Genomic DNA, 17,799 nt, shown 5'->3' with positions numbered 1-17,799 from the left:
CGTAACGATTTTCTTCACTGCGTGGATGTCCCGTTCGGTTGCCGCATGGAGGCGACTGCGTCCTCCACGCTCCAGTAATCAAGTGCCTGCGGCGGAAGCTGGGGCAGCGCCGCACGCAGCAGCAGATCGTGCACCGTATCCTTGAGCCGCGCCACCCGCAACGCGATGCCGCGCGCCCCCAGCCATGCGGCGAAATCGGCCAGTGCCTCCAGCGCGGTGCTGTCCAGGTCGGGCGATTCCTCCAGGCTGAGCACCACCACCCGTGCATCGGGGTGGCCTGCGACCTGCTGCCGTGCCAGCGCCAGAGTCGATTCCGCGTTGGCGAAGAACAGCGGCTCCTCCGGCCGCAGGATCAGCATGCCTATGGGCGGCTGCGCGGACGGATGCTCGGCGATGCCTACGAAATCGTGGCTGCCAGGCAACTGGCCCAGCACGCTGAGCCGTGGCGTAGCGAGCTGGCGCAGCAGCATCGCCAGGCTGAAGGCGATGGCCACCAGCAAGCCATCGAGGATGCCCAGCGCCAGCACGGCAACCACCGCGGCCAGCGCCACCAGGCGGTCGCGCCGCCACTGCAGGTACGGCCTGAACACCGACAGCCGCCACGACTTGCTCACCGCATGGATCACGATGGCCGCCAGCGCCGGCTCGGGAATACGCTCAATCCAGCGCAACAGCAACAGCACCATCAGCAGCAGCGCCGCGGCCGCGATCAGCCCCGCCAACCGCGAACGCGCACCCGCGGCTTCGTTGGCCGAGGTGCCGGAATAACCCGCTCCCAGCGGCATGCCGTGCAACAGGCCGGAGAGCGCATTCGCCAGGCCGATCACCAGCAGGTCGCGGTTCGCGTCCACCGCATCGCCGTGCTTCAGCGCGAACGCGCGGATCGCACCGTACGATTCCGCATACAGCACCAGCAGCAGCGCCGCGGCCAGCTCGATGCTGGGCAGCCACTGGTTGCCTGTCGGCCACGTCGGCCAGCCCCACGTTGGCGCGAGATTGATCGCGCCGGTCAGTGCCACGCCATGCGCCGCCAGCCAGCCCGAAGCGGCCACACCCAGCACGATCACCAGCAGACTGCCGGGCAATCGCCGCACGCGTTCGCACAGGAACAGCAGCAACAGTGCGACCACGCCAGCGCCCGCCGTGGCCATCTGGACGCGGTCGATCAACTGCAGCAAGGTCGCCAGCAGCAGCGGCACGAAATCGCCGTGCAGGCCCGGCAATCCGAGCAGATTAGGCAGCTGCTTCAGCGCGATGACGCATGCCAGGCCGAAGGTGAATCCGCGCAGCACCGGCCGCGCGATCAGCTGCGACAACCCGCCCAGCCGCGCTGCGCCCGCCATCAGGAAACAGCCACCGGTGAGCAGCACCAGGGTCGCTGCCACCGCCGCGCGCGAAACCGCGCCGGGGCCGGCCAGCGCCAGGGTGCCCGCAGCCAGTACCGCCGCCGAAGACGAGGTGGCGGAGACAATCGCGTAGCGGCTGCGACCGAGCAGCCCGTAGCAGACCAGGCCGACGAACAAGGCGATCACGCCGGCCTGCGGCGGCAGGCCGGCGATGCCCGAGTACGCCACCGCCTCGGGCAGCAGCAGGCCGGCGATCGACAGGCCGGCCAGCACGTCGGCAGCGCGGTTGGCTCCCGGCGTGGCGGCGGCGGCCGGTGTCGCGCTCATTCGATCGTGCCACTCCAGCCCGGCAGGTAGGCCGTGTCGTGGCTGTGCGCGAGCAGCAGGGCCTGCTGCATCGTCTTTGCACTGATCTTGCCACCCGGCAATTTCAGGCGGCGACGGTAGAAATCGGCCCACAGGAATTCCGCGTACGGCACTGCGTCCTTGGCGCAGCCGCCGGCCATGCGCACCCGCGCGGCGAGCGTGCGATAGGGATCGTCCGTCAGACCGGTCAGCCTGGTGGGGATCGTGGCGTAGTCGACACGGTTGCCGTGCTGGTCGTAGGGATGCGCCCAGCGGTTGAACTCCATGGTGTGCCAGAACACCGCCGGCTCCAGCCAGGAGAAATCGCGCTGGATCATCACCGGCACGCTCTTCACGCCCTCTTCCAGCAAGGCCAGGCCGAGGTGGTGGTGGTCGACGATGTAGACGTTCTGCTTCGGTCCCAGCACGCCGGGAAACCAATGCATGGCGAGCAGCTCCTTGCGCTTTTTCTTGCCGAGCTCCTGCCAGTTCGCGCGCTTGGCCGCGACCTCGGCCTTGCCCACGGTCAACTGGGTCGGACGCAACTTGGCCGGCGCGACCGACAGCAGGGGATGGCGTGCGGTGGGCGACATGGCTCGGTTCCTTTCGAGGCTACGGTGTCGCGAGCGTAACCGAGCGCACGCACCGGCGGCGGCAGCGGGCACGCGAAATTTCTTGCGGGAAATGGACGGCTATTCCAGGCCCGAGTAACTGCCGCCCACCGCTTGCAGATAGGCATCGAGATTGCGGCCCGGACGGTCGTCGAAACACTCGCCGGATGCCGTGCACAGCACGATGCGATCGGGACGAAAATTGCGGAAGCCCTCGCGCAGGCGGCACCACGCGCCCAATGTCCACTTGCCGCCCCAGAACGCGAGGCACAGCGGTTCGATTTCGCGCGTGCTGGCATTGCCGGCTTCGTCGCTGTAGTCCATCCGCAGCACATGGCGTGCCTCGATGGCCGCGTGCAATGAATCGATGCGCGCAGCGAAATCGGCCTTGCCGCGGTCGCGCCACACCGGCGCGTAGATGCGTGTGCGCGCGGCGCGCTCGCGCAGCTCGGGCGGCAGCACCGCTTCGATCTTCAGCAGTGCCGCCTGTGCGCCGGCGGCCAATTTGTCGCCTGCGAAGGCACGCACGAAGCGCGTGCCCACCACCAGCGATTCGAGTTCGTCGGCGGTGAACATCAGCGGCGGAATGTCCGCGCCCTTGCGCAGGACGTAGCCCACGCCGGCCTCGCCTTCGATGGGCACGCCGGAGAGCTGCAGGTCGGCCACATCGCGGTAGACCGTGCGCAGCGAGACGCCCAGCGTCTCGGCGAGGTTGCGCGCAGGCAGCGCGGTACGGCGGCCACGCAGGGCATGGATGATGAGGAAGAGACGATCGGCACGACGCATCGTTTCATGGTGGCTTGCCTGCGCGCCGTCCGCCAGTGTCCGGACCTTACTCGCCGTCCCAGTAATCGCAGCCGTCGGACAGGCGGCCCGCGTGGCGGAAGCCTTGCGGCTTGCCGTCCGCATCCTTGCCGGCGAAATGCATCACGGCGAACTTGCCAGAATCCGGGTATTCGCAGATCTCCGGCGTCTGGCTGCTCGACACGGCGAGGTAGCGCAGCGTGGCATCGCCGGTGTTGACGATCTGGTGCGCGGTTTCCGGGCCGCCCGGCGGGCAGCAGATCACGTCGCCGGTGCGGACCGGCCAGGTCTCGCTGCCGATGCGCACTTCGCCGCTGCCTTCGATCACGAAGAACATTTCCTCGTTGACGCGGTGCGAGTGGAACGGGAACGCGCGCTTGCCCGGCGGCACCGTGGTGAGGTTGTAGCCGAGCTTCTGTGCGCCGAGACGCTGGCCTATCGGCGCCATCGCGCCGCCGAACTTCGCCGGCATCGGATTGCCGCCGTGCTGTTTGTTCAGCACTTCAAGCGGAATGGCTTCGAGTTCGTCGATGTTGAGCACGGGCTTGCTCATGGCATGTCCTCAGAGGTGCCGCGTTTCGGCGGGCTGATTCATCCAGTTGTTGGCTCGGCCGTCGCACCAGCGCAGCGGCGCCTCGATCAGTTCCTGCGGCTCGGCGTCGTCGAGGCAGGCCAGGTTGACCGACACGTAGTCGCCGCCGATTTCCTCTACATGGCCGCGCCCGAACGCGCGCACGCCGCAGTTCCGGCAGAACAGGTGGTGCGCGCTCAATGTGCCGAACTGGTAGTCGGACAGCGCGTCCTCCCCGCTCAGCAAGCGGAAATCCTGCGGCTTGAGGGTGATGCCCCACCAGCGCGTCTTGGCGCAGATGGAGCAGTTGCAACGGCCGGTGCCCGCGGCGAGGTCGAGGTCGGCCTCGTAGCGCACCGCGCCGCAATGGCAGCTACCGTGATACGTCTTCTTCATGGCTTGCTCCTCGTGGGCGCGATGATGTGGCGCAGGCCGGCCAGCGCCACCAGCAGCATGCGCCGCTTCGGCTTGGCGGATTCCGGCTTGGCGGCGGTCGCCGGCAGACGGTATTGCCCGTCCACGAGCAGGCCTTGCAGGTAGAGCGGGCGGTAGGCCTTCAGCACGCGGTCGATCATGGCTTTGTTCGTCATGGTGTGAGCCTTGCTGGAAAAGTGCGGTCATGGATGACCACAGCTGGATTTGCGAGTGAGGTGGCTTCCCGTGGCGGGAGTCCGATCGAGCGGCGCGCCGGGCCGGGTGCATGAGCACCCTTTCTTCAAGCCGCAACTGCCGTGGTGCCGGCCAGCCACGGCGGCGGCAACGCGTGCTTATAGAGGCGGAACCAGTACTCGCGGTCGCTGGCGTTGTAGAGGTCCAGCGTGCGGATCACTTCGCGCGCGAACTCCACGCTGCCGAGCTGGCTTGCTGTCAGCGTGCCGCCGTCGCTCACCGCCAGCACGGTGGCGTCGTACTGGTCGGCGCCGCGGTAGTCGGGCACGTGCGCGTCGATGTGGCCGGCGTGGTTGCCGGTGTGCCGGCAGTCGTCGAGCAGGCCGGCGCGGGCCAGGGCCAGCACACCGCCATCGATGCCTGCCACCGGCGCGCCGGCCGCGTGCACGCGGCGGGCAGCGGCCACCGCAGCCAGCCCTTCGCCACGCGCCCACAGGTGGCCGCCGGGCAGGATCAGCAGCGCCGCGCGGGCCAGGTCGACCTGCGCCAGCGTCGCCTCGGGCTGCACCACCAGGCCGCCCATCGAGGTCACCGGCGCCATCGAGAACCCCACCGCCTGCACGCGCCAGTCGCCCGGACGGCGGATTTCGCACAGCGCCAGCGCGGCCTGCCAGTCGGCATAGCCGTCGAAAACGAGGAAATAAACCGTGTCGCGCATGTCGTTCCCTCCGTGATTGGAGATACAGCTTGCGCGCCCCCTGCTGACAGCCTGGTGTCAGTAGAAGGTTCAGGCATGGCGCAGTTCAGGCGAAGCCCGGACAATGCGCGCACCACCCGACCACCATGGACACGCCATGAAACCCGTTTCGCTCATCCAGTTCCTGATCGAGGAACGCCGTGCCGGCCACATCAACACCGAACTTTCGCTGTTGATCGAGGTGGTTGCCCGTGCCTGCAAGCGCATCGGCGTGGCCACCGGCAAGGGTGCGCTGGGCGGCGTGCTGGGCGCGGCCGGCACCGACAACGTGCAGGGCGAGGCGCAGAAGAAACTGGACGTGATCTCCAACGAGATCCTGCTGGAAGCGAACGCCTGGGGCGGCCATCTCGCCGCCTGCGCGTCGGAGGAAATGGAAGACCCGCAGCCCATCCCCGACATGTACCCGAAGGGCCAGCACCTGCTGCTGTTCGACCCGCTGGACGGCAGCTCGAACATCGATGTGAACATCTCGGTGGGCACGATCTTCTCCGTGCTGCGCTGCCCGGACGATGTGACCGACCCGAAGGCCGAGCACTTCCTGCAGGCGGGCACCACCCAGCTCGCCGCCGGCTACGTGGTGTACGGCCCGAGTACGCTGCTGGTACTCACCTTCGGCCACGGCACGCACGAATTCACGCTGGACCGCGAGATCGGCAGCTTCACCCTCAGCCGCCGCGACATCCGCATCCCCGAGCAGACCGGCGAGTTCGCCATCAACATGTCCAACCAGCGCCACTGGGAAGCGCCGATGCAGCGCTACATCGGCGAGCTGCTGGCCGGCAAGGACGGCCCGCGCGGCCGCGACTTCAACATGCGCTGGGTCGCTTCGATGGTGGCCGACGTGCACCGCATCGTCACCCGCGGCGGCGTGTTCTTCTACCCGCTGGACGCCAAGATCAAGAGCAAGGGCGGCAAGCTGCGCCTGATGTACGAAGCCAATCCGATGGCCTTCATCGTCGAGCAGGCCGGCGGCGCGGCCACCACCGGGCGCGAGCGCATCATGGACGTGCAGCCGACCGGCCTGCACCAGCGCGTGCCGGTGTTCCTCGGCTCCAGCCAGGAAGTGGAGCACGCCACGCGCTACCACCGCGAAGCGGACAGCGCGCAGGGCTGACAACGCGCACTGCCCCTCCCTGCAAAAGGGAGGGGCGCCTTGCCAACGCAAGAACGCCGCCTGTTCCGCGCCCCGGTCACGCCACGACCCAGCCATAGACTCGCAACCCAACCCATCCCCTGCCGCGTGGCATCCCGATGTCCTACCGCCGTCTCCTGCTGCCGTTGCTCGCCACGATCGCGCTGAGCGCCTGTTTCGGCCGTAGCAAGCCCACGGCGGCGCCACCGGTCATCGTGCCGCCACCGGCGCCGGCACCGGTGAAGCTGAAGATCGGCCTGGCCCTCGGCGGCGGCGCGGCGAAGGGCTTCGCGCACATCGGCGTGATCAAGATGCTGGAGGCCAGCGGCATCCATCCCGATGTCGTGGCGGGCACCAGCGCGGGCAGCGTGGTGGGCGCGCTGTACGCCAGCGGCATGGACCCGTTCCAGCTGCAGGAGACCGCGTTCGGGCTGGACGAGACGAAGATCCGCGACGTCCGGCTGTTCTCCGGCGGCCTCGTGCAGGGCAAGGCCTTGCAGGACTACGTGAACCAGCTGGTGCACGGCCAGCCCATCGAGCGCCTGAAGCTGCCGTTCGCCGCGGTGGCGACGCAGCTGGAAACCGGCCAGCGCACGGTGTTCGTGAGCGGCAACACCGGGCAGGCCGTGCGCGCCTCCTCCAGCATCCCCGGCGTGTTCGAGCCGGTGGAGATCCGCGGCATGCACTACGTGGACGGCGGCGTGGTCAGCCCGATCCCGGTGGACGCCGCGCGCCAGCTCGGCGCCGACTTCGTGATCGCGGTGGACATCTCGGCCAAGCCCGGCGGCAAGAACCCGCAAGGCATGTTCAACATCATGGGCCAGTCCATCACCATCATGGGCCGCGAGCTGGCCAAGCAGGAAATCGCCCGCGCCGACGTGGTGATCCGGCCCGACCTCGGCAGCGTGGGCGCCGCCGACTTCGAACAGAAGGACGAGGCCATCCTCGCCGGCGAGAAGGCCGCCCTGGCGGCGATTCCGGAAATCCGGGCCAGGCTCGCGGCCCGCGAGGCCGCGCAGATCGCCGCCAGACCCTGACGATACGCACATGGTGCGCCGCCGCCCGGGGTTGTAGCGTGGCGGTTTCCCCCCGCACACGGGTCCGCACCATGCCGAAGTCTTCCCATCTGATCGTTTCGCTGGCGCTGTTCGCCGCGCCCCTGCTTGCGCAGGCGGCGCCGGACGCGCGCACCGCCCAGCCCGACGCACACGCCGCCATCCCGTTGCCCAAGCTCGGCAAGGTGCAGCGCATCGGCGACGTGGCCCTGTCGCCCGACGGCACACGCCTCGCCTGGGTGCAGGCGGGCAAGCAGCCGGTGATCGAACTGGCCGATGCCGACGGCCGGCACGCGCAGGTGCTGGACGTGGGCACAAAGCTCGCCGAGTGCGGCAAGAGCGACCTCGCCTGGTCACCGGATTCGCACCAGCTCGCCTTCATCGCCAATTGCGGCCACGACCTCACCAATACCGAGGCGATGCATACGGACGTCTATCTCGCCGACGTCGCGGGCAAGGCCGCGCCGCGCGAACTCGCGCAGCTCGCCGGCTACGCGCGCGCACTGGCATGGACGTCCAACGGCCAGTCGCTGGGCTTCCTCTACGTACCCGGCGCCACCCGCCACGCCAGCGCCACCGCCGCGGGCAAGCCGCTGGTGGGCGTGATCGGCGAGGAGCCGGAGGAAATCCAGCGCATCGCCAGCCTCGACGTGGCCAGCGGCACGCTGCACACGCTCACGCCGGATTCGCTGTACGCCTATGAATTCGGCTGGTCGCCCGATGGTTCACGCATCGCCTATACCGCGGCGCCGCCGCCCGGCGACAACAACTGGTGGGTGGCCAAGCTCTACGTGCAGGACGCGAAGGAAGGCGCCGCGGCGCGGGCGGTCGTCGATCCGTCCACCGTCACCGGCTCGCTGCACGGCCTGCAGATGGCGCTGCCGCGCTGGTCGCCGGACGGTTCGCGCATCGCCTTCATCGGCGGCCTGATGAGCGACCAGGGTTCCACCGGCGGCGACCTCTACAGCGTGTCGCCCAACGGCGGCGAACCGGCCAACCTCACCCCCGGCATCACGGTGACGCCGGAGTGGTTCGCCTGGGCCGGCAAGGATGCGCTGACGGTGAGCCAGAACGCCAAGGGCAAGGTGCAGCTCGCCCGCTACGACATCCACGGCGACCGCGCCTCCGCGCAGGCGCCTTACTTCACCGTGCCCGCGATGATCGGCGCGGGCGGTGCGGTGCTCTCGGTGTCGCTGTCCGCCGACCACCGGCGCGTGGCCTTCGAGCAGAGCTCCGACGACAGCGCCTCGGAAGTGCACGCCGGACCGCTGGGTGATGCGCCGCCGCCCGCCGTCACCTCGCTCAATGCCGGACTGAAGCCCGCCTGGGGCAAGGCCGTGTCGGTGGAGTGGAAGAGCGAAGGCCACGACGTGCAGGGCTGGCTGCTGTACCCGGCCAACTACGATCCGCACAAGACCTACCCGATGATCGTGACCGTGCACGGCGGTCCGGCCTGGGGCGTGCTGTCCAGCTGGCCCGGCATGGGCGCGATGTATGCCGCCGAAGGCTACTTCCAGTTCATGCCCAACCCGCGCGGCAGCTTCGGCCAGGGCGAAGCCTTCGTGCAGGCCAACCGCAAGGACTTCGGCTACGGCGACCTGCGCGACGTGCTCGCCGGCATCGATGCGGTGGAAAAGATCGCGCCCGTGGACGACCGTCGCCTCGGCCTCACCGGCTGGAGCTACGGCGGCTTCATGAGCATGTTCGCGCCCACCCAGACGCAGCGCTTCCGCGCCGTGGTCGCCGGCGCCGGCATCTCCGACTGGCAGAGCTACTACGGCGAAAACCAGATCGACCAGTGGATGATTCCCTACTTCGGCGCCAGCCTGTACGACGACCCGGCAGCTTATGCGAAGAGCTCGGCACTGAGCTTCATCAAGCAGGCCAAGACCCCTACCCTCATCATCGTCGGCGATCGCGACGAGGAATGCCCCGCGCCGCAGTCCTTCGAGTTCTGGCATGCGCTGAAGACCCTGGGCGTACCTGCCCAGCTGGTGGTGTACCCGAACGAAGGCCACCACTTCGAAAACCCGGAACACACCCGCGACGTGCAGCAGCGCTCGCTGGCGTGGTTCGCGAAATACCTGCCGGCGTCGAAGTAGGCCGGCGGCACGGCCGGCCTTCCCGCGCGGGAAGGTCGGCCGGTCACTCCTCGACACCTGTTCTTGCAACCACGATGTCGCGCGCAAGGCCACCGCGTTGGCCGGCTTGCAACGACGGTGCGTGATCGCCAGCGCGGGTATCCGCAGCGATTTCCGCCATCTCACCGAACCTGCGTTGCCACTGCATCAGCAGCAGCGCTTCGCCACGGACGACACTGCATGAATCTCGCCCTGTTCGACTTCGACGGCACCGTCACCACGCGCGAGACGATGTCCGATTTCGTGCGCCGGGCGGCGACGCCGCTGCGACGCGTCTTGGGCATCCCCGTATTCGCACCGATGCTCGCCGGCTACAAGATGGGACTCGTCGCGGGCACGACGATACGCCATACGGTGACGGCTTTCGGCTTCCGCGGCATGCCGGCCTTGCACGCCCACGCCGCCGGCGGACGCTTCGCCGACGAGTACATTCCCGGCGTGTTGCGGCCCGAAGCCATGCAGCGCATCGCCTGGCATCAAGCACAGGGCGACAAGGTGGTGCTGGTTTCCGGCGGTTTCGATTTTTACCTGGCGCCATGGTGCAGGCAGCACGGCCTGGAGCTGATCTGTTCCACGCTGGAAATCCGCGGCGATCGCCTCACCGGCCGCTACCGGGGCGCGCAATGCGTAGGCGAGGAAAAAGCGCGGCGCGTGCGCGAACGCTACGACCTCGCCGCCTACGGCCAGTGCTACGCCTATGGCGACACGCATGAGGACGAAGCCATGCTGGCGCTGGCGCAGCGGAAGTTTTACCGCGGCGTGGAGAGAACCTGAGTCGTCACGGACCGCAGTGATAGCGCGCGGCCATCTCTTCGATGCGCGCATCGTCGATATGTCTGGCAATGCGTTCGGCAACCGTCATACCGCGCCAGACATCCACGTCCACGCAATGGCTGTCGGGTATGCCGAACAGCCGCTGCACCGTGCGCACGGCGCCGGCAATGCCTTGCATCTTCGGATCGGCCATCTGGAGCACCGGAGCCCCACGCACGCGCTGCGCGCTGCCGGGCAGATGCACGTTGTCCCGCACGTAGGTGGAGTCAGCACCGAACCGGCCACCACCTGGGACAAAGGACGGGAGGCTGTTGCCGCTGTCATTCACCGGCGGCGGGGGAATGTTGGTGTCCGGCACGGGTGACGGTGGCGATTGAAGGTTTCGCGCAGCGACCGGTACCGCGACCCGCGGCCGGTGCATGGGCGGCGGAGCATGCGCGGACGGAAGCATCCGCGGGCGCGTCAGCGTGGGGCGCAGCGGCGGCATGGCAATGAACCGCAACGACAAGGCATCCGGCCGTACCGACGACCGCTTCGCACCCCGCCACCGCCATGCACCCGTCGGCAACAACAGCAGGACGACGAAGCCGGCATGGATGAGGAGGACCGCCACCATCGTGGCAACACGCGACCAGCGAAACGCTTCCGCCCTTTCCAAGACCTCCATCATCGCGCGCCCCGTCCCTGCTTCGAGTCATGCAAAGACACACCGGCGAATTATTGGTTCCGCACTGTCAGCGACTCGGAACAACTCTCCTTGAGGGGATGGGTTTGCGCGGCGGCACGAAGCGTGAAATGTCGAGCCGCAGTTCGCGGGCGAGGCCGTGGCAACGGCAGGCGATCTCGAAGCACCTTTGGTAACACCCGCGAAGACGAAGCGATGCTGGCGGTGGCACGGCGACGGTATTACCGCGGGCGGAAAGTAGCGGGCTGACAGCTTGAGATCTAGCGGAACATTCTGCGGCAATCGCCGGCCATGTTCGTGTTCCGCGATTTCATCGGCCTATCACGTGCCGCACACACCGTTGGCCACATTGTCCTTTGACTTCGACCACGTGCGTGGCCGGCGAACTACCCGCCAGAGCGGCTCGCGCCTCATGGAAGCAGAAAAGCCCAAAGAAGAAGAAGACGATGGCGGCGCCAAGGACAAGCCGGCCCTGCCCGGACTGCTGCTGGGCGCCATCGGCGTGGTGTTCGGCGACATTGCCACCAGTCCGCTGTATTCCATGCAGCAGGCCTTCGGCAAGGACGGCATCGCACCGCGGCACGACAACATCCTCGGGCTGCTGTCGCTGATTTTCTGGGCGCTGGTGCTGGTGATCAGCGTCAAATACGTGCTGTTCGTGATGCGCGCGGACAACCGTGGCGAAGGCGGCATGATGGCGCTGGCGGCGCTGGCACGAAACGCGGTGCGCAGGCATCGGCGCGCCGGTTGGTGGGTGGTCATGCTGGGGTTGGCTGGCGCGGCGCTGTTCTTCGGCGACAGCGTGATCACGCCTGCGATCTCCGTGCTCTCGGCAGTGGAGGGGTTGAAGCTGGTCTCGCCGGATTTCGGTCGCTGGGTGCTGCCGATCGGTGCCGCGGTCATCGTGCTGCTGTTCCTGCTGCAGAAGCGCGGCAGCGCGCTGGTCGGCACGCTGTTCGGGCCGGTGATGACGCTGTGGCTGCTGAGCGTGGCCGCGCTGGGCGTGCATGGCCTGCTGCGCCATCCGGAAGTGCTTGCGGCGGCCAATCCGCACTGGGCGGTGACGTACATGCTGCACAACGGCTTCAAGGGGTTCGCCTCGCTCGGCGCGGTGGTGCTGGTGATGACCGGCGGCGAGGCGCTGTACGCCGACATCGGGCATTTCGGCAGCCTGCCCATCCGCCTGTCGTGGTTCGGCCTGGTCCTGCCGGCACTGCTGTTGAGCTATGCCGGACAGGGTGCCCTGTTGCTGACCGATGCCTCGGCGGCGCAGCACCCGCTGTACTCGTTGACGCCGCATGCATTGCTGTATCCGATGATCGCGCTGGCCACCGCCGCCACGGTGATCGCCTCGCAGGCGGTGATCTCCGGCACCTTCTCGATGGTGCGCCAGGGCATCCAGCTCGGTTATCTGCCGCGTTCGCGGGTGGAGCACACGTCCGGCGACATGGAAGGCCAGATCTACCTGCCCACGGTGAACTTCCTGCTGTTCGTCGCGGTGATGGCCGCGGTGCTGGGCTTCCGCAGTTCGGACCGACTGGCCGGCGCCTACGGCATCGCGGTGAGCGGCACCATGCTGCTGACCACGCTGCTGTTCCTCGTGGTAGTGCGCATGCGCTGGCGATGGGGGCCGCTGCGGCTCGGCGCGTTCGGCCTGGTCTACGTGCTCGTCGATGCCACGTTCTTCGGCGCCAATTTGCTGAAGCTTCCCGATGGCGGCTGGTTCCCGGTGGTACTGGCGCTGGTGATGATGGTGGTGATGACGGTATGGCGCCGCGGCCGGCACCTGGTCAGCCGGCAGCTGCATGCCGAGGGCGAGAAACTGGTGGACTTCATCGGCCACCTGCAGGAGAAGCCGCCGTTGCAAGTACCCGGTACGGCGGTGTTCCTCACCGGCCACCGTGCATGGGTGCCGCAGGCGCTGCTCCACAATGTGGAGCACAACCACGTGCTGCACGAACGCAACGTGGTGCTCACGGTGGACGGCCTGGACCAGCCGCGCGCCGACGGCGGGGAGCGCAGTGACGTGGAGAAACTGGAGCATGGCTTCTGGCGCGTGACATTGCGCTTCGGGTTCGCCGAGCACATCGACGTGCCGGCCCGGCTGCGCCAGCTAGAGCTCGATTCCACGCTGGAAGCGGACGAGGTCGTCTGGTTCCTCGGCCACGACAAGGTCAACGCCGAGGACAAGCAGCCTTACCGCATCGCGCGCTGGCGTGCGCGCCTGTTCGCCTGGATGGCACGCAACGCAACGCCCGCCACCACCTATTACGGCATACCCTCACGGCGACTGATCGAGATCGGGGCGCGCATCGACCTGTGAGCCACGAGTCGGACACCCCTTCGGCGACCGCAAACAGCAAAGATGATTTGCGCGCTAGCCCGCAGCGGCGGGGCCGGGCGACGGCTTCGCGTGTGCCGCCACATCGTCGACCAGCGTTGTCGCGGCTTGCTGCAGCCCGACCTTGCCTTCGATGCGTGGTAGCCAATCCCGTGCGATCAGCTCGCGGTCAGGCGCCGGCCACGCACGCTGCCACAGGCCGTTCTTCTCGGCATAGGGAACGTAGCCCGGCATCTGCCGCGCCGCCAGCTGACCCGCGGTATAGAACAGCACGGCATGCCACAGCGTCTTCGACACCAGCGAACTGGCGCCGGGGCGACGATTGTCCAGTGCTTTTTCAGCATCGGCCATCGCTGCGGTCAGTTTGTCGACCATGCCGTGCGAGGCCTCGTGGAAGATCATCTCGAGCGCGGCCTGCCCTTGGTAGGACGCCAGGGCGGAAGAGACCGTGGTGCGCACCGGGTCGAGCGTGGTGTAGGCGCCGGCCCAGTTGGCGTAGCCCACTACGTCGACCCGCACAGGTTGCGCCGGCCACGCTTGCTCGTAGATGTTCGCCAGCGCCTCGCACATCGCCGTGCCATGCGCCGCCACCAGGGGTTGCACGGCGGCAATCCAACGATGGTTGCGCGCGTCCTGCGCCGTCCACCAATACTTGCGATAGATCGGCGCCGCGCGCAGCAACACTGCCTTCAGTGCAGCCGGGATATCCGTATGCGCCAGGTCTGTGGAGTCCCCGGCGTCTTCCAGCTGATTCTTGATCTCCCCCATGCCCTGATCGAACAGCAGATCGCGCGACACCACCGAACGTTCGTAGTAGGCGATGGCGGCATTCCATGCGCTGCCTTCAGCGGTGTCGAGATGCTGCAGTGGTGCCGTATCTTCAGCCTCCAGCCGGCTCGGATGCGGGCCGTTCCGGCTGGCCTCCGCGACGGCCCCGGCATACAGGAAGTGGTGCAGGTTGACCCAGAACCCGCTGTGGAAGCCAAACAAAGCCGCCGGGTTCGCGCAACTCGCACCCGATGCGACGGCAGGCTCCGGAGTGTCTTGCCGCGCGCGTGCCGTGCCGGTCATCGGCAAGCAGGCCAACGCGGCACAAACACCCACTAGCAACTTCGACAGCGACTTGCCGAGCCAATGACGCAGCATGTTCCCACTCCCGAGCAAGGATGAGGCCTCACGCACGATTCTCAGACGGATATTTCGTTCAGAACAATGTGCCTTGCGGCCCTTGCGGTGAAAGTTTCCGCGGCGGTACAAAGTGCGTGGTGTCAAGTTGCAACTCGCGGGCGCGGCCGAAGCCGTATCGGCGGCAGGCGATTTCGAAGCGCCTGCGCAACAATTCGGCGAACACGCCTTGGCCGCGCATTCGGGTGCGAAAGTCGCTGTCGTAGTCGCGGCCACCGTTCATCTGCTGCACCAGGCTCATCACGTGCGCCGCGCGATCCGGCGCGTGCAACGCCAGCCATTCGCGGAACAGCTGCTTCAGTTCCCACGGCAGGCGCAGCACGGTGTAGCCGGCGCAGCGCGCGCCGCCTTCGTGCGCCTGCTCTAGCACGGCCTCCATGTATTTGTCGTTGAGCGCGGGAATGATGGGCGCGACAAGCACGCCGACTGGCACGCCCGCTTCGGCCAGCGCGGCGATCGCCTTGAGGCGTCGGTGCGGCGCACTGGCGCGCGGCTCGAGCTTCGCGGCGAGGTGGTTGTCGAGCGAATTCACCGAGACGAACACCTGCACCAGTTTTTCGCGCGCCATCGCGGCGAGCAGGTCGAGGTCGCGCTCGACCAGCGCGTTCTTAGTGACGATCGTGCATGGATGATGGCTCTCGGCCAGCACTTCCAGCGCGGCGCGGGTGAGCCGCCACTTCTTCTCGATCGGCTGGTACGGATCGGTGTTGCTGCCGATGTTGATCGGCTTGGGCACGTAGCTTGGTTTCGCCAGTTCGGCGCGAAGCACTTCGGCAAGATTGCTCTTGGCGCGCAGCTTCGTCTCGAAATCGAGGCCTGGCGAAAGATTGAGATAGCTATGCGAGGGGCGCGCAAAGCAGTAGACGCAGCCGTGCTCGCATCCACGAAACGGATTCAACGCCTGGTCGAAGGCGATGTCCGGCGAATCGTTGCGGGTGATGACGCTGCGTGCGCGCTCCTTGGTGACGCAGGTCAGCGGGCGCGGCGCGGCTTCGTCCAGCAACGCGCTTTGCCAGCCGTCGTCCTCGGCGTGGTGGCGGATGGTTTCGAAGCGCCCTTCCGGATTGGAAGCGGCACCGCGGCCCTTGATCGCCTGCAACGGAAGAAAGGAATCGCTCATCCGTACAGTGTGCCGTGCGCGCATCTCACCGCGCGCGACACCTGCACCAGGACATCAACCGATCGGCAATACGGTGCGCTGCTGGCTGTCGTTGACGATCTCGGCGGCGGACAGGTAGAACGCGAAGATGGCGGTGAGCAGGCCCATGTAGCCACCCGTCTGGTGCAGCCCCGCCATGCCGGTCCATTCGCCCGCGGCGAGCAGGAAAAAGGTGATCCACAGCGCGAGGAAGATCAGCTGCAGCGCACGCGGCGCGCGGAACGTGCCCAGCCACATGTAGAAAGTGAACACGCCCCACAGGCATAGATACCAGCCCACGAAGGCGGCAGGCACCTTGTCGTGCAGGAACAGCACGAACAACGCGAACGACCACCAGAACGCGCCGTAGCTGAGGAAGGCGGTGGCGCCGAAGGTGTTGCCGCGCGGCAGCTCCATCACCCCGGCGATGGCTTGTGCGGTGCCGCCATAGGCCAGTGCGCAGGCCAGCACCAAACCCATGCCGTCGGCACTGAACCAGCCGGCGTTGATCATGCTGAGCAGCCAGGTGGTCAGCGCGAAGCCGGCCAGGCCCAGTGGCGCTGGGTTGGAAAATTTCGTTTGCGTGCTTGCGTCGCTCATCGTGCAACTCTCCGGTGGACGAATGGCGATGGCCTTATGCAGTGTGCGGCGGGCCATCACGCGCCGCGCTACGGTGCGTGGATCAAGCGGGCGTGCCCGCGTGCGGATCGGTCTAGCGATGGCGCTGAGCGCATCTCGCCGTCGTCACGAGACTCAGAAGTGGTACAGCGCGCTCAAACTGAGCTGGTTGCCGCTGGTGGTCTTGGTGTCGATGCCGTTGGTGGTGCTGTCGAGCCAGCCATACAGCCATTCGATGCCGAGCTCGTAGCTGCCCGCCGCGTAAGTCAGGTTCATGCCGGTCTGGCGGCTGCGCAGCAGCCCGGTGGCGCCGTTGCCCATCCAGCGGATCACGTCGTCCTTGTTGGGTTTGCTGGTGGCGTAGATCGCGCTGAGGTTCCAGTTTTTCGTGAAGTTGTAGCCGGCCTGCACGTAACCGCCGGTGTCCTTGATGTCGCCGAATTGCGAAAGGTCGCCGAACACCTGGCCAAGCCCCTTGCCGGTATAGGCATTGGCGCGGAACACCCACGGGCCTGGCTTCCACTGGCCGCCCACTTCGTAGCCCACGCTCTTCACGCTGGACTGCACCGGCGTCGCCACCGTGCCGCTCACGCCGCGCAGGTCCACCGTGCTGTAGTGCGCCACCGCGTAGCCCAACCAGTCCACGCCCTGCACGTGCAGGCGCGCCTCCACCTGCGGGCGGAAACCGGCGTTGCCGGCCGTGAGGTAGTTGGTATTGTTGACCGCGCCATCGGGACCGTTCCACGAGCCCTCGAACGCGCCTAGGTCCAGGCGCCACTGGATACCGCCGCTGCCGTGGTTGAGATCCTGCATCCACACCACGCCGGGATAGCGCCAGCCAATCATGCCGGTGCCGAAGCCCAGCGGGAATGCGATGTGCGACAGCGAGGTGGTCACGCTGTCGAGCGGGAACAGCAGATCCCATTGCTGGCCGATGCGCACCGTGGTGCCGGTGTCCGGATTGACCAGATCCATGTAGGCCTGGCGCAGGCGCGGAATCGGCTGCTGCTGCGCATAGGCGCCGGTGCCGTTGTAGCCGCCGAAGAAATCCATCTCGATGCGACCGCCGCCGATCCAGTCGCCGGCGAGCTGGGCGCCGCTGAAGTCGAGCCAGAAGCGCGTGTTGCGCACGTCCATACCGCTGAGCGAGCCGTTCGAACCGGCCACCGGATACTCCGCGTTCTGGCCGTTGCCGTAGGTGAAACTCTTGCTCTGGTCGAAAGCGCTGACGTCGATGAAGCCATGCAAGGCCACCGACAGGCCGGGGGCGGTGGTGAACACCGGTTTGCCCGTGCTGGTGGCGGGCGCGGCGGCGACCGCCTGCGTCGCGATGGCCGGCGCGGCCGGTGCGGGCTGGGCCGCGGCCTGCTGCTGCGCCTGGATCATCGACTTCAGCTGTTCCACTTCCTGTTGCAGCTGATCGACCCGCTGCTCCAACTGCTGCTCGCGCGCGGAGGCCGCACCGGTGTCGGTGGTCTGCGCCTGCGCCGCCCACGGCAGCGCCAGTGCGACGGCAACACCCAGCGCCAACGGCGCACGGCGACGGCGAACGGATGTCGGGCTCATAAGGGCTTCCCCGGGATGACCTGGGGCGAGCATGCTCACGCCATCGCATGCATGACTATTCGCCGATGGTCGCGCCTCGACCAAAGTCGATGAGCGCGACCCTTCGGCACAGTTACACTCG

The 17,799-nt window shown here is 67.4% G+C and carries 17 protein-coding genes; 5 read left to right on the top strand and 12 right to left on the bottom strand.

Annotated elements, in window-relative coordinates; all coding sequences use genetic code 11:
• Positions 1–14: 14 nt before the first annotated feature.
• The 7 genes from IHE46_RS07390 to IHE46_RS07360 form a co-directional block, all read right to left on the bottom strand.
• Positions 15–1,673 carry a SulP family inorganic anion transporter gene (locus IHE46_RS07390; protein ID WP_192163989.1) on the bottom strand — a complete coding sequence of 553 codons (1,659 nt, stop codon included), beginning with the start codon at positions 1,671–1,673 and terminating at the stop codon, positions 15–17.
• Positions 1,670–2,284 (bottom strand): ParB-like protein, encoded by a 615-nt coding sequence (locus IHE46_RS07385; RefSeq protein WP_192163988.1) that lies wholly within the window; start codon positions 2,282–2,284, stop codon positions 1,670–1,672. Before IHE46_RS07385 ends, IHE46_RS07390 begins: the two co-directional genes overlap by 4 nt.
• A gap of 99 nt (positions 2,285–2,383) precedes the next feature.
• The gene (locus IHE46_RS07380) at positions 2,384–3,088 is read right to left on the bottom strand and encodes a YafY family protein (protein ID WP_192163987.1); all 705 of its coding nucleotides are present in this window, start codon (positions 3,086–3,088) and stop codon (positions 2,384–2,386) included.
• Positions 3,089–3,134: 46 nt separating this feature from the next.
• On the bottom strand, positions 3,135–3,659 hold the full coding sequence (locus IHE46_RS07375; protein WP_192163986.1) for a cupin domain-containing protein: 525 nt from the start codon (positions 3,657–3,659) through the stop codon (positions 3,135–3,137).
• A gap of 9 nt (positions 3,660–3,668) precedes the next feature.
• The gene (locus IHE46_RS07370) at positions 3,669–4,073 is read right to left on the bottom strand and encodes a GFA family protein (protein ID WP_192163985.1); all 405 of its coding nucleotides are present in this window, start codon (positions 4,071–4,073) and stop codon (positions 3,669–3,671) included.
• The gene (locus tag IHE46_RS07365; RefSeq protein ID WP_192163984.1) at positions 4,070–4,267 is read right to left on the bottom strand and encodes a hypothetical protein; all 198 of its coding nucleotides are present in this window, start codon (positions 4,265–4,267) and stop codon (positions 4,070–4,072) included. The genes IHE46_RS07370 and IHE46_RS07365 overlap by 4 nt, the downstream gene beginning before the upstream one ends.
• A gap of 125 nt (positions 4,268–4,392) precedes the next feature.
• Positions 4,393–5,004, bottom strand: a complete 612-nt coding sequence (locus IHE46_RS07360; protein ID WP_192163983.1) for a DJ-1/PfpI family protein — start codon at positions 5,002–5,004, stop codon at positions 4,393–4,395.
• A 136-nt stretch (positions 5,005–5,140) separates the two neighbouring features.
• Between IHE46_RS07360 and IHE46_RS07355 the strand changes: the two genes are divergently transcribed.
• From IHE46_RS07355 to IHE46_RS07340, 4 genes are all read left to right on the top strand, one after another.
• Entirely contained in the window at positions 5,141–6,157 is a 1,017-nt protein-coding gene (locus IHE46_RS07355; RefSeq protein ID WP_192163982.1) for a class 1 fructose-bisphosphatase, read from the top strand.
• Between the two features lie 137 nt (positions 6,158–6,294).
• Positions 6,295–7,212, top strand: coding sequence for a patatin-like phospholipase family protein (locus IHE46_RS07350; RefSeq protein ID WP_192163981.1), 918 nt, complete (start codon positions 6,295–6,297; stop codon positions 7,210–7,212).
• 71 nt (positions 7,213–7,283) lie between these two features.
• The gene (locus IHE46_RS07345; RefSeq protein WP_192163980.1) at positions 7,284–9,332 is read left to right on the top strand and encodes a S9 family peptidase; all 2,049 of its coding nucleotides are present in this window, start codon (positions 7,284–7,286) and stop codon (positions 9,330–9,332) included.
• A gap of 219 nt (positions 9,333–9,551) precedes the next feature.
• A complete protein-coding gene (locus IHE46_RS07340; RefSeq protein ID WP_192163979.1) occupies positions 9,552–10,145 on the top strand; it encodes an HAD family hydrolase in 594 nt (197 codons plus the stop codon).
• 4 nt (positions 10,146–10,149) lie between these two features.
• On the opposite strand, the gene IHE46_RS07335 is transcribed toward IHE46_RS07340, so the two are convergent.
• Complete coding sequence (locus IHE46_RS07335) at positions 10,150–10,815, bottom strand: hypothetical protein (RefSeq protein ID WP_192163978.1); 666 nt, start codon at positions 10,813–10,815, stop codon at positions 10,150–10,152.
• A gap of 427 nt (positions 10,816–11,242) precedes the next feature.
• On the opposite strand from IHE46_RS07335, the gene IHE46_RS07330 reads away from it, so the two are divergent.
• Entirely contained in the window at positions 11,243–13,153 is a 1,911-nt protein-coding gene (locus IHE46_RS07330) for a potassium transporter Kup (RefSeq protein WP_192163977.1), read from the top strand.
• A gap of 54 nt (positions 13,154–13,207) precedes the next feature.
• Here IHE46_RS07330 and IHE46_RS07325 read toward each other — a convergent pair whose 3' ends face one another.
• From IHE46_RS07325 to IHE46_RS07310, 4 genes are all read right to left on the bottom strand, one after another.
• Entirely contained in the window at positions 13,208–14,443 is a 1,236-nt protein-coding gene (locus IHE46_RS07325; protein WP_225562869.1) for a hypothetical protein, read from the bottom strand.
• On the bottom strand, positions 14,376–15,476 hold the full coding sequence (locus tag IHE46_RS07320) for a PA0069 family radical SAM protein (RefSeq protein WP_192163975.1): 1,101 nt from the start codon (positions 15,474–15,476) through the stop codon (positions 14,376–14,378). The genes IHE46_RS07325 and IHE46_RS07320 overlap by 68 nt, the downstream gene beginning before the upstream one ends.
• 54 nt (positions 15,477–15,530) lie before the next feature.
• Positions 15,531–16,094, bottom strand: coding sequence for an acetate uptake transporter (locus tag IHE46_RS07315; protein ID WP_192163974.1), 564 nt, complete (start codon positions 16,092–16,094; stop codon positions 15,531–15,533).
• A 153-nt stretch (positions 16,095–16,247) separates the two neighbouring features.
• Positions 16,248–17,678: a hypothetical protein gene (locus IHE46_RS07310; protein ID WP_192163973.1), complete on the bottom strand. Its 1,431-nt coding sequence runs from the start codon at positions 17,676–17,678 to the stop codon at positions 16,248–16,250.
• Positions 17,679–17,799: the final 121 nt, after the last annotated feature.

Source organism: Rhodanobacter sp. DHG33 (genome assembly GCF_014843005.1).
Classification (GTDB): Bacteria; Pseudomonadota; Gammaproteobacteria; order Xanthomonadales; family Rhodanobacteraceae; genus Rhodanobacter_A.
The sequence above is the reverse complement of the archived record's forward strand: the minus strand, read 5'-3'. Positions and strand labels throughout refer to the sequence as shown.

Bases quoted from the DNA above. Each gene is read 5' to 3' on its own strand.
- IHE46_RS07390 (WP_192163989.1), bottom strand. From the start codon at position 1,673: ATGAGCGCGACACCGGCCGCCGCCGCCACGCCGGGAGCCAACCGCGCT.
- IHE46_RS07385 (WP_192163988.1), bottom strand. From the start codon at position 2,284: ATGTCGCCCACCGCACGCCATCCCCTGCTGTCGGTCGCGCCGGCCAAG.
- IHE46_RS07380 (WP_192163987.1), bottom strand. From the start codon at position 3,088: ATGCGTCGTGCCGATCGTCTCTTCCTCATCATCCATGCCCTGCGTGGC.
- IHE46_RS07375 (WP_192163986.1), bottom strand. From the start codon at position 3,659: ATGAGCAAGCCCGTGCTCAACATCGACGAACTCGAAGCCATTCCGCTT.
- IHE46_RS07370 (WP_192163985.1), bottom strand. From the start codon at position 4,073: ATGAAGAAGACGTATCACGGTAGCTGCCATTGCGGCGCGGTGCGCTAC.
- IHE46_RS07365 (WP_192163984.1), bottom strand. From the start codon at position 4,267: ATGACGAACAAAGCCATGATCGACCGCGTGCTGAAGGCCTACCGCCCG.
- IHE46_RS07360 (WP_192163983.1), bottom strand. From the start codon at position 5,004: ATGCGCGACACGGTTTATTTCCTCGTTTTCGACGGCTATGCCGACTGG.
- IHE46_RS07355 (WP_192163982.1), top strand. From the start codon at position 5,141: ATGAAACCCGTTTCGCTCATCCAGTTCCTGATCGAGGAACGCCGTGCC.
- IHE46_RS07350 (WP_192163981.1), top strand. From the start codon at position 6,295: ATGTCCTACCGCCGTCTCCTGCTGCCGTTGCTCGCCACGATCGCGCTG.
- IHE46_RS07345 (WP_192163980.1), top strand. From the start codon at position 7,284: ATGCCGAAGTCTTCCCATCTGATCGTTTCGCTGGCGCTGTTCGCCGCG.
- IHE46_RS07340 (WP_192163979.1), top strand. From the start codon at position 9,552: ATGAATCTCGCCCTGTTCGACTTCGACGGCACCGTCACCACGCGCGAG.
- IHE46_RS07335 (WP_192163978.1), bottom strand. From the start codon at position 10,815: ATGATGGAGGTCTTGGAAAGGGCGGAAGCGTTTCGCTGGTCGCGTGTT.
- IHE46_RS07330 (WP_192163977.1), top strand. From the start codon at position 11,243: ATGGAAGCAGAAAAGCCCAAAGAAGAAGAAGACGATGGCGGCGCCAAG.
- IHE46_RS07320 (WP_192163975.1), bottom strand. From the start codon at position 15,476: ATGAGCGATTCCTTTCTTCCGTTGCAGGCGATCAAGGGCCGCGGTGCC.
- IHE46_RS07315 (WP_192163974.1), bottom strand. From the start codon at position 16,094: ATGAGCGACGCAAGCACGCAAACGAAATTTTCCAACCCAGCGCCACTG.
- IHE46_RS07310 (WP_192163973.1), bottom strand. From the start codon at position 17,678: ATGAGCCCGACATCCGTTCGCCGTCGCCGTGCGCCGTTGGCGCTGGGT.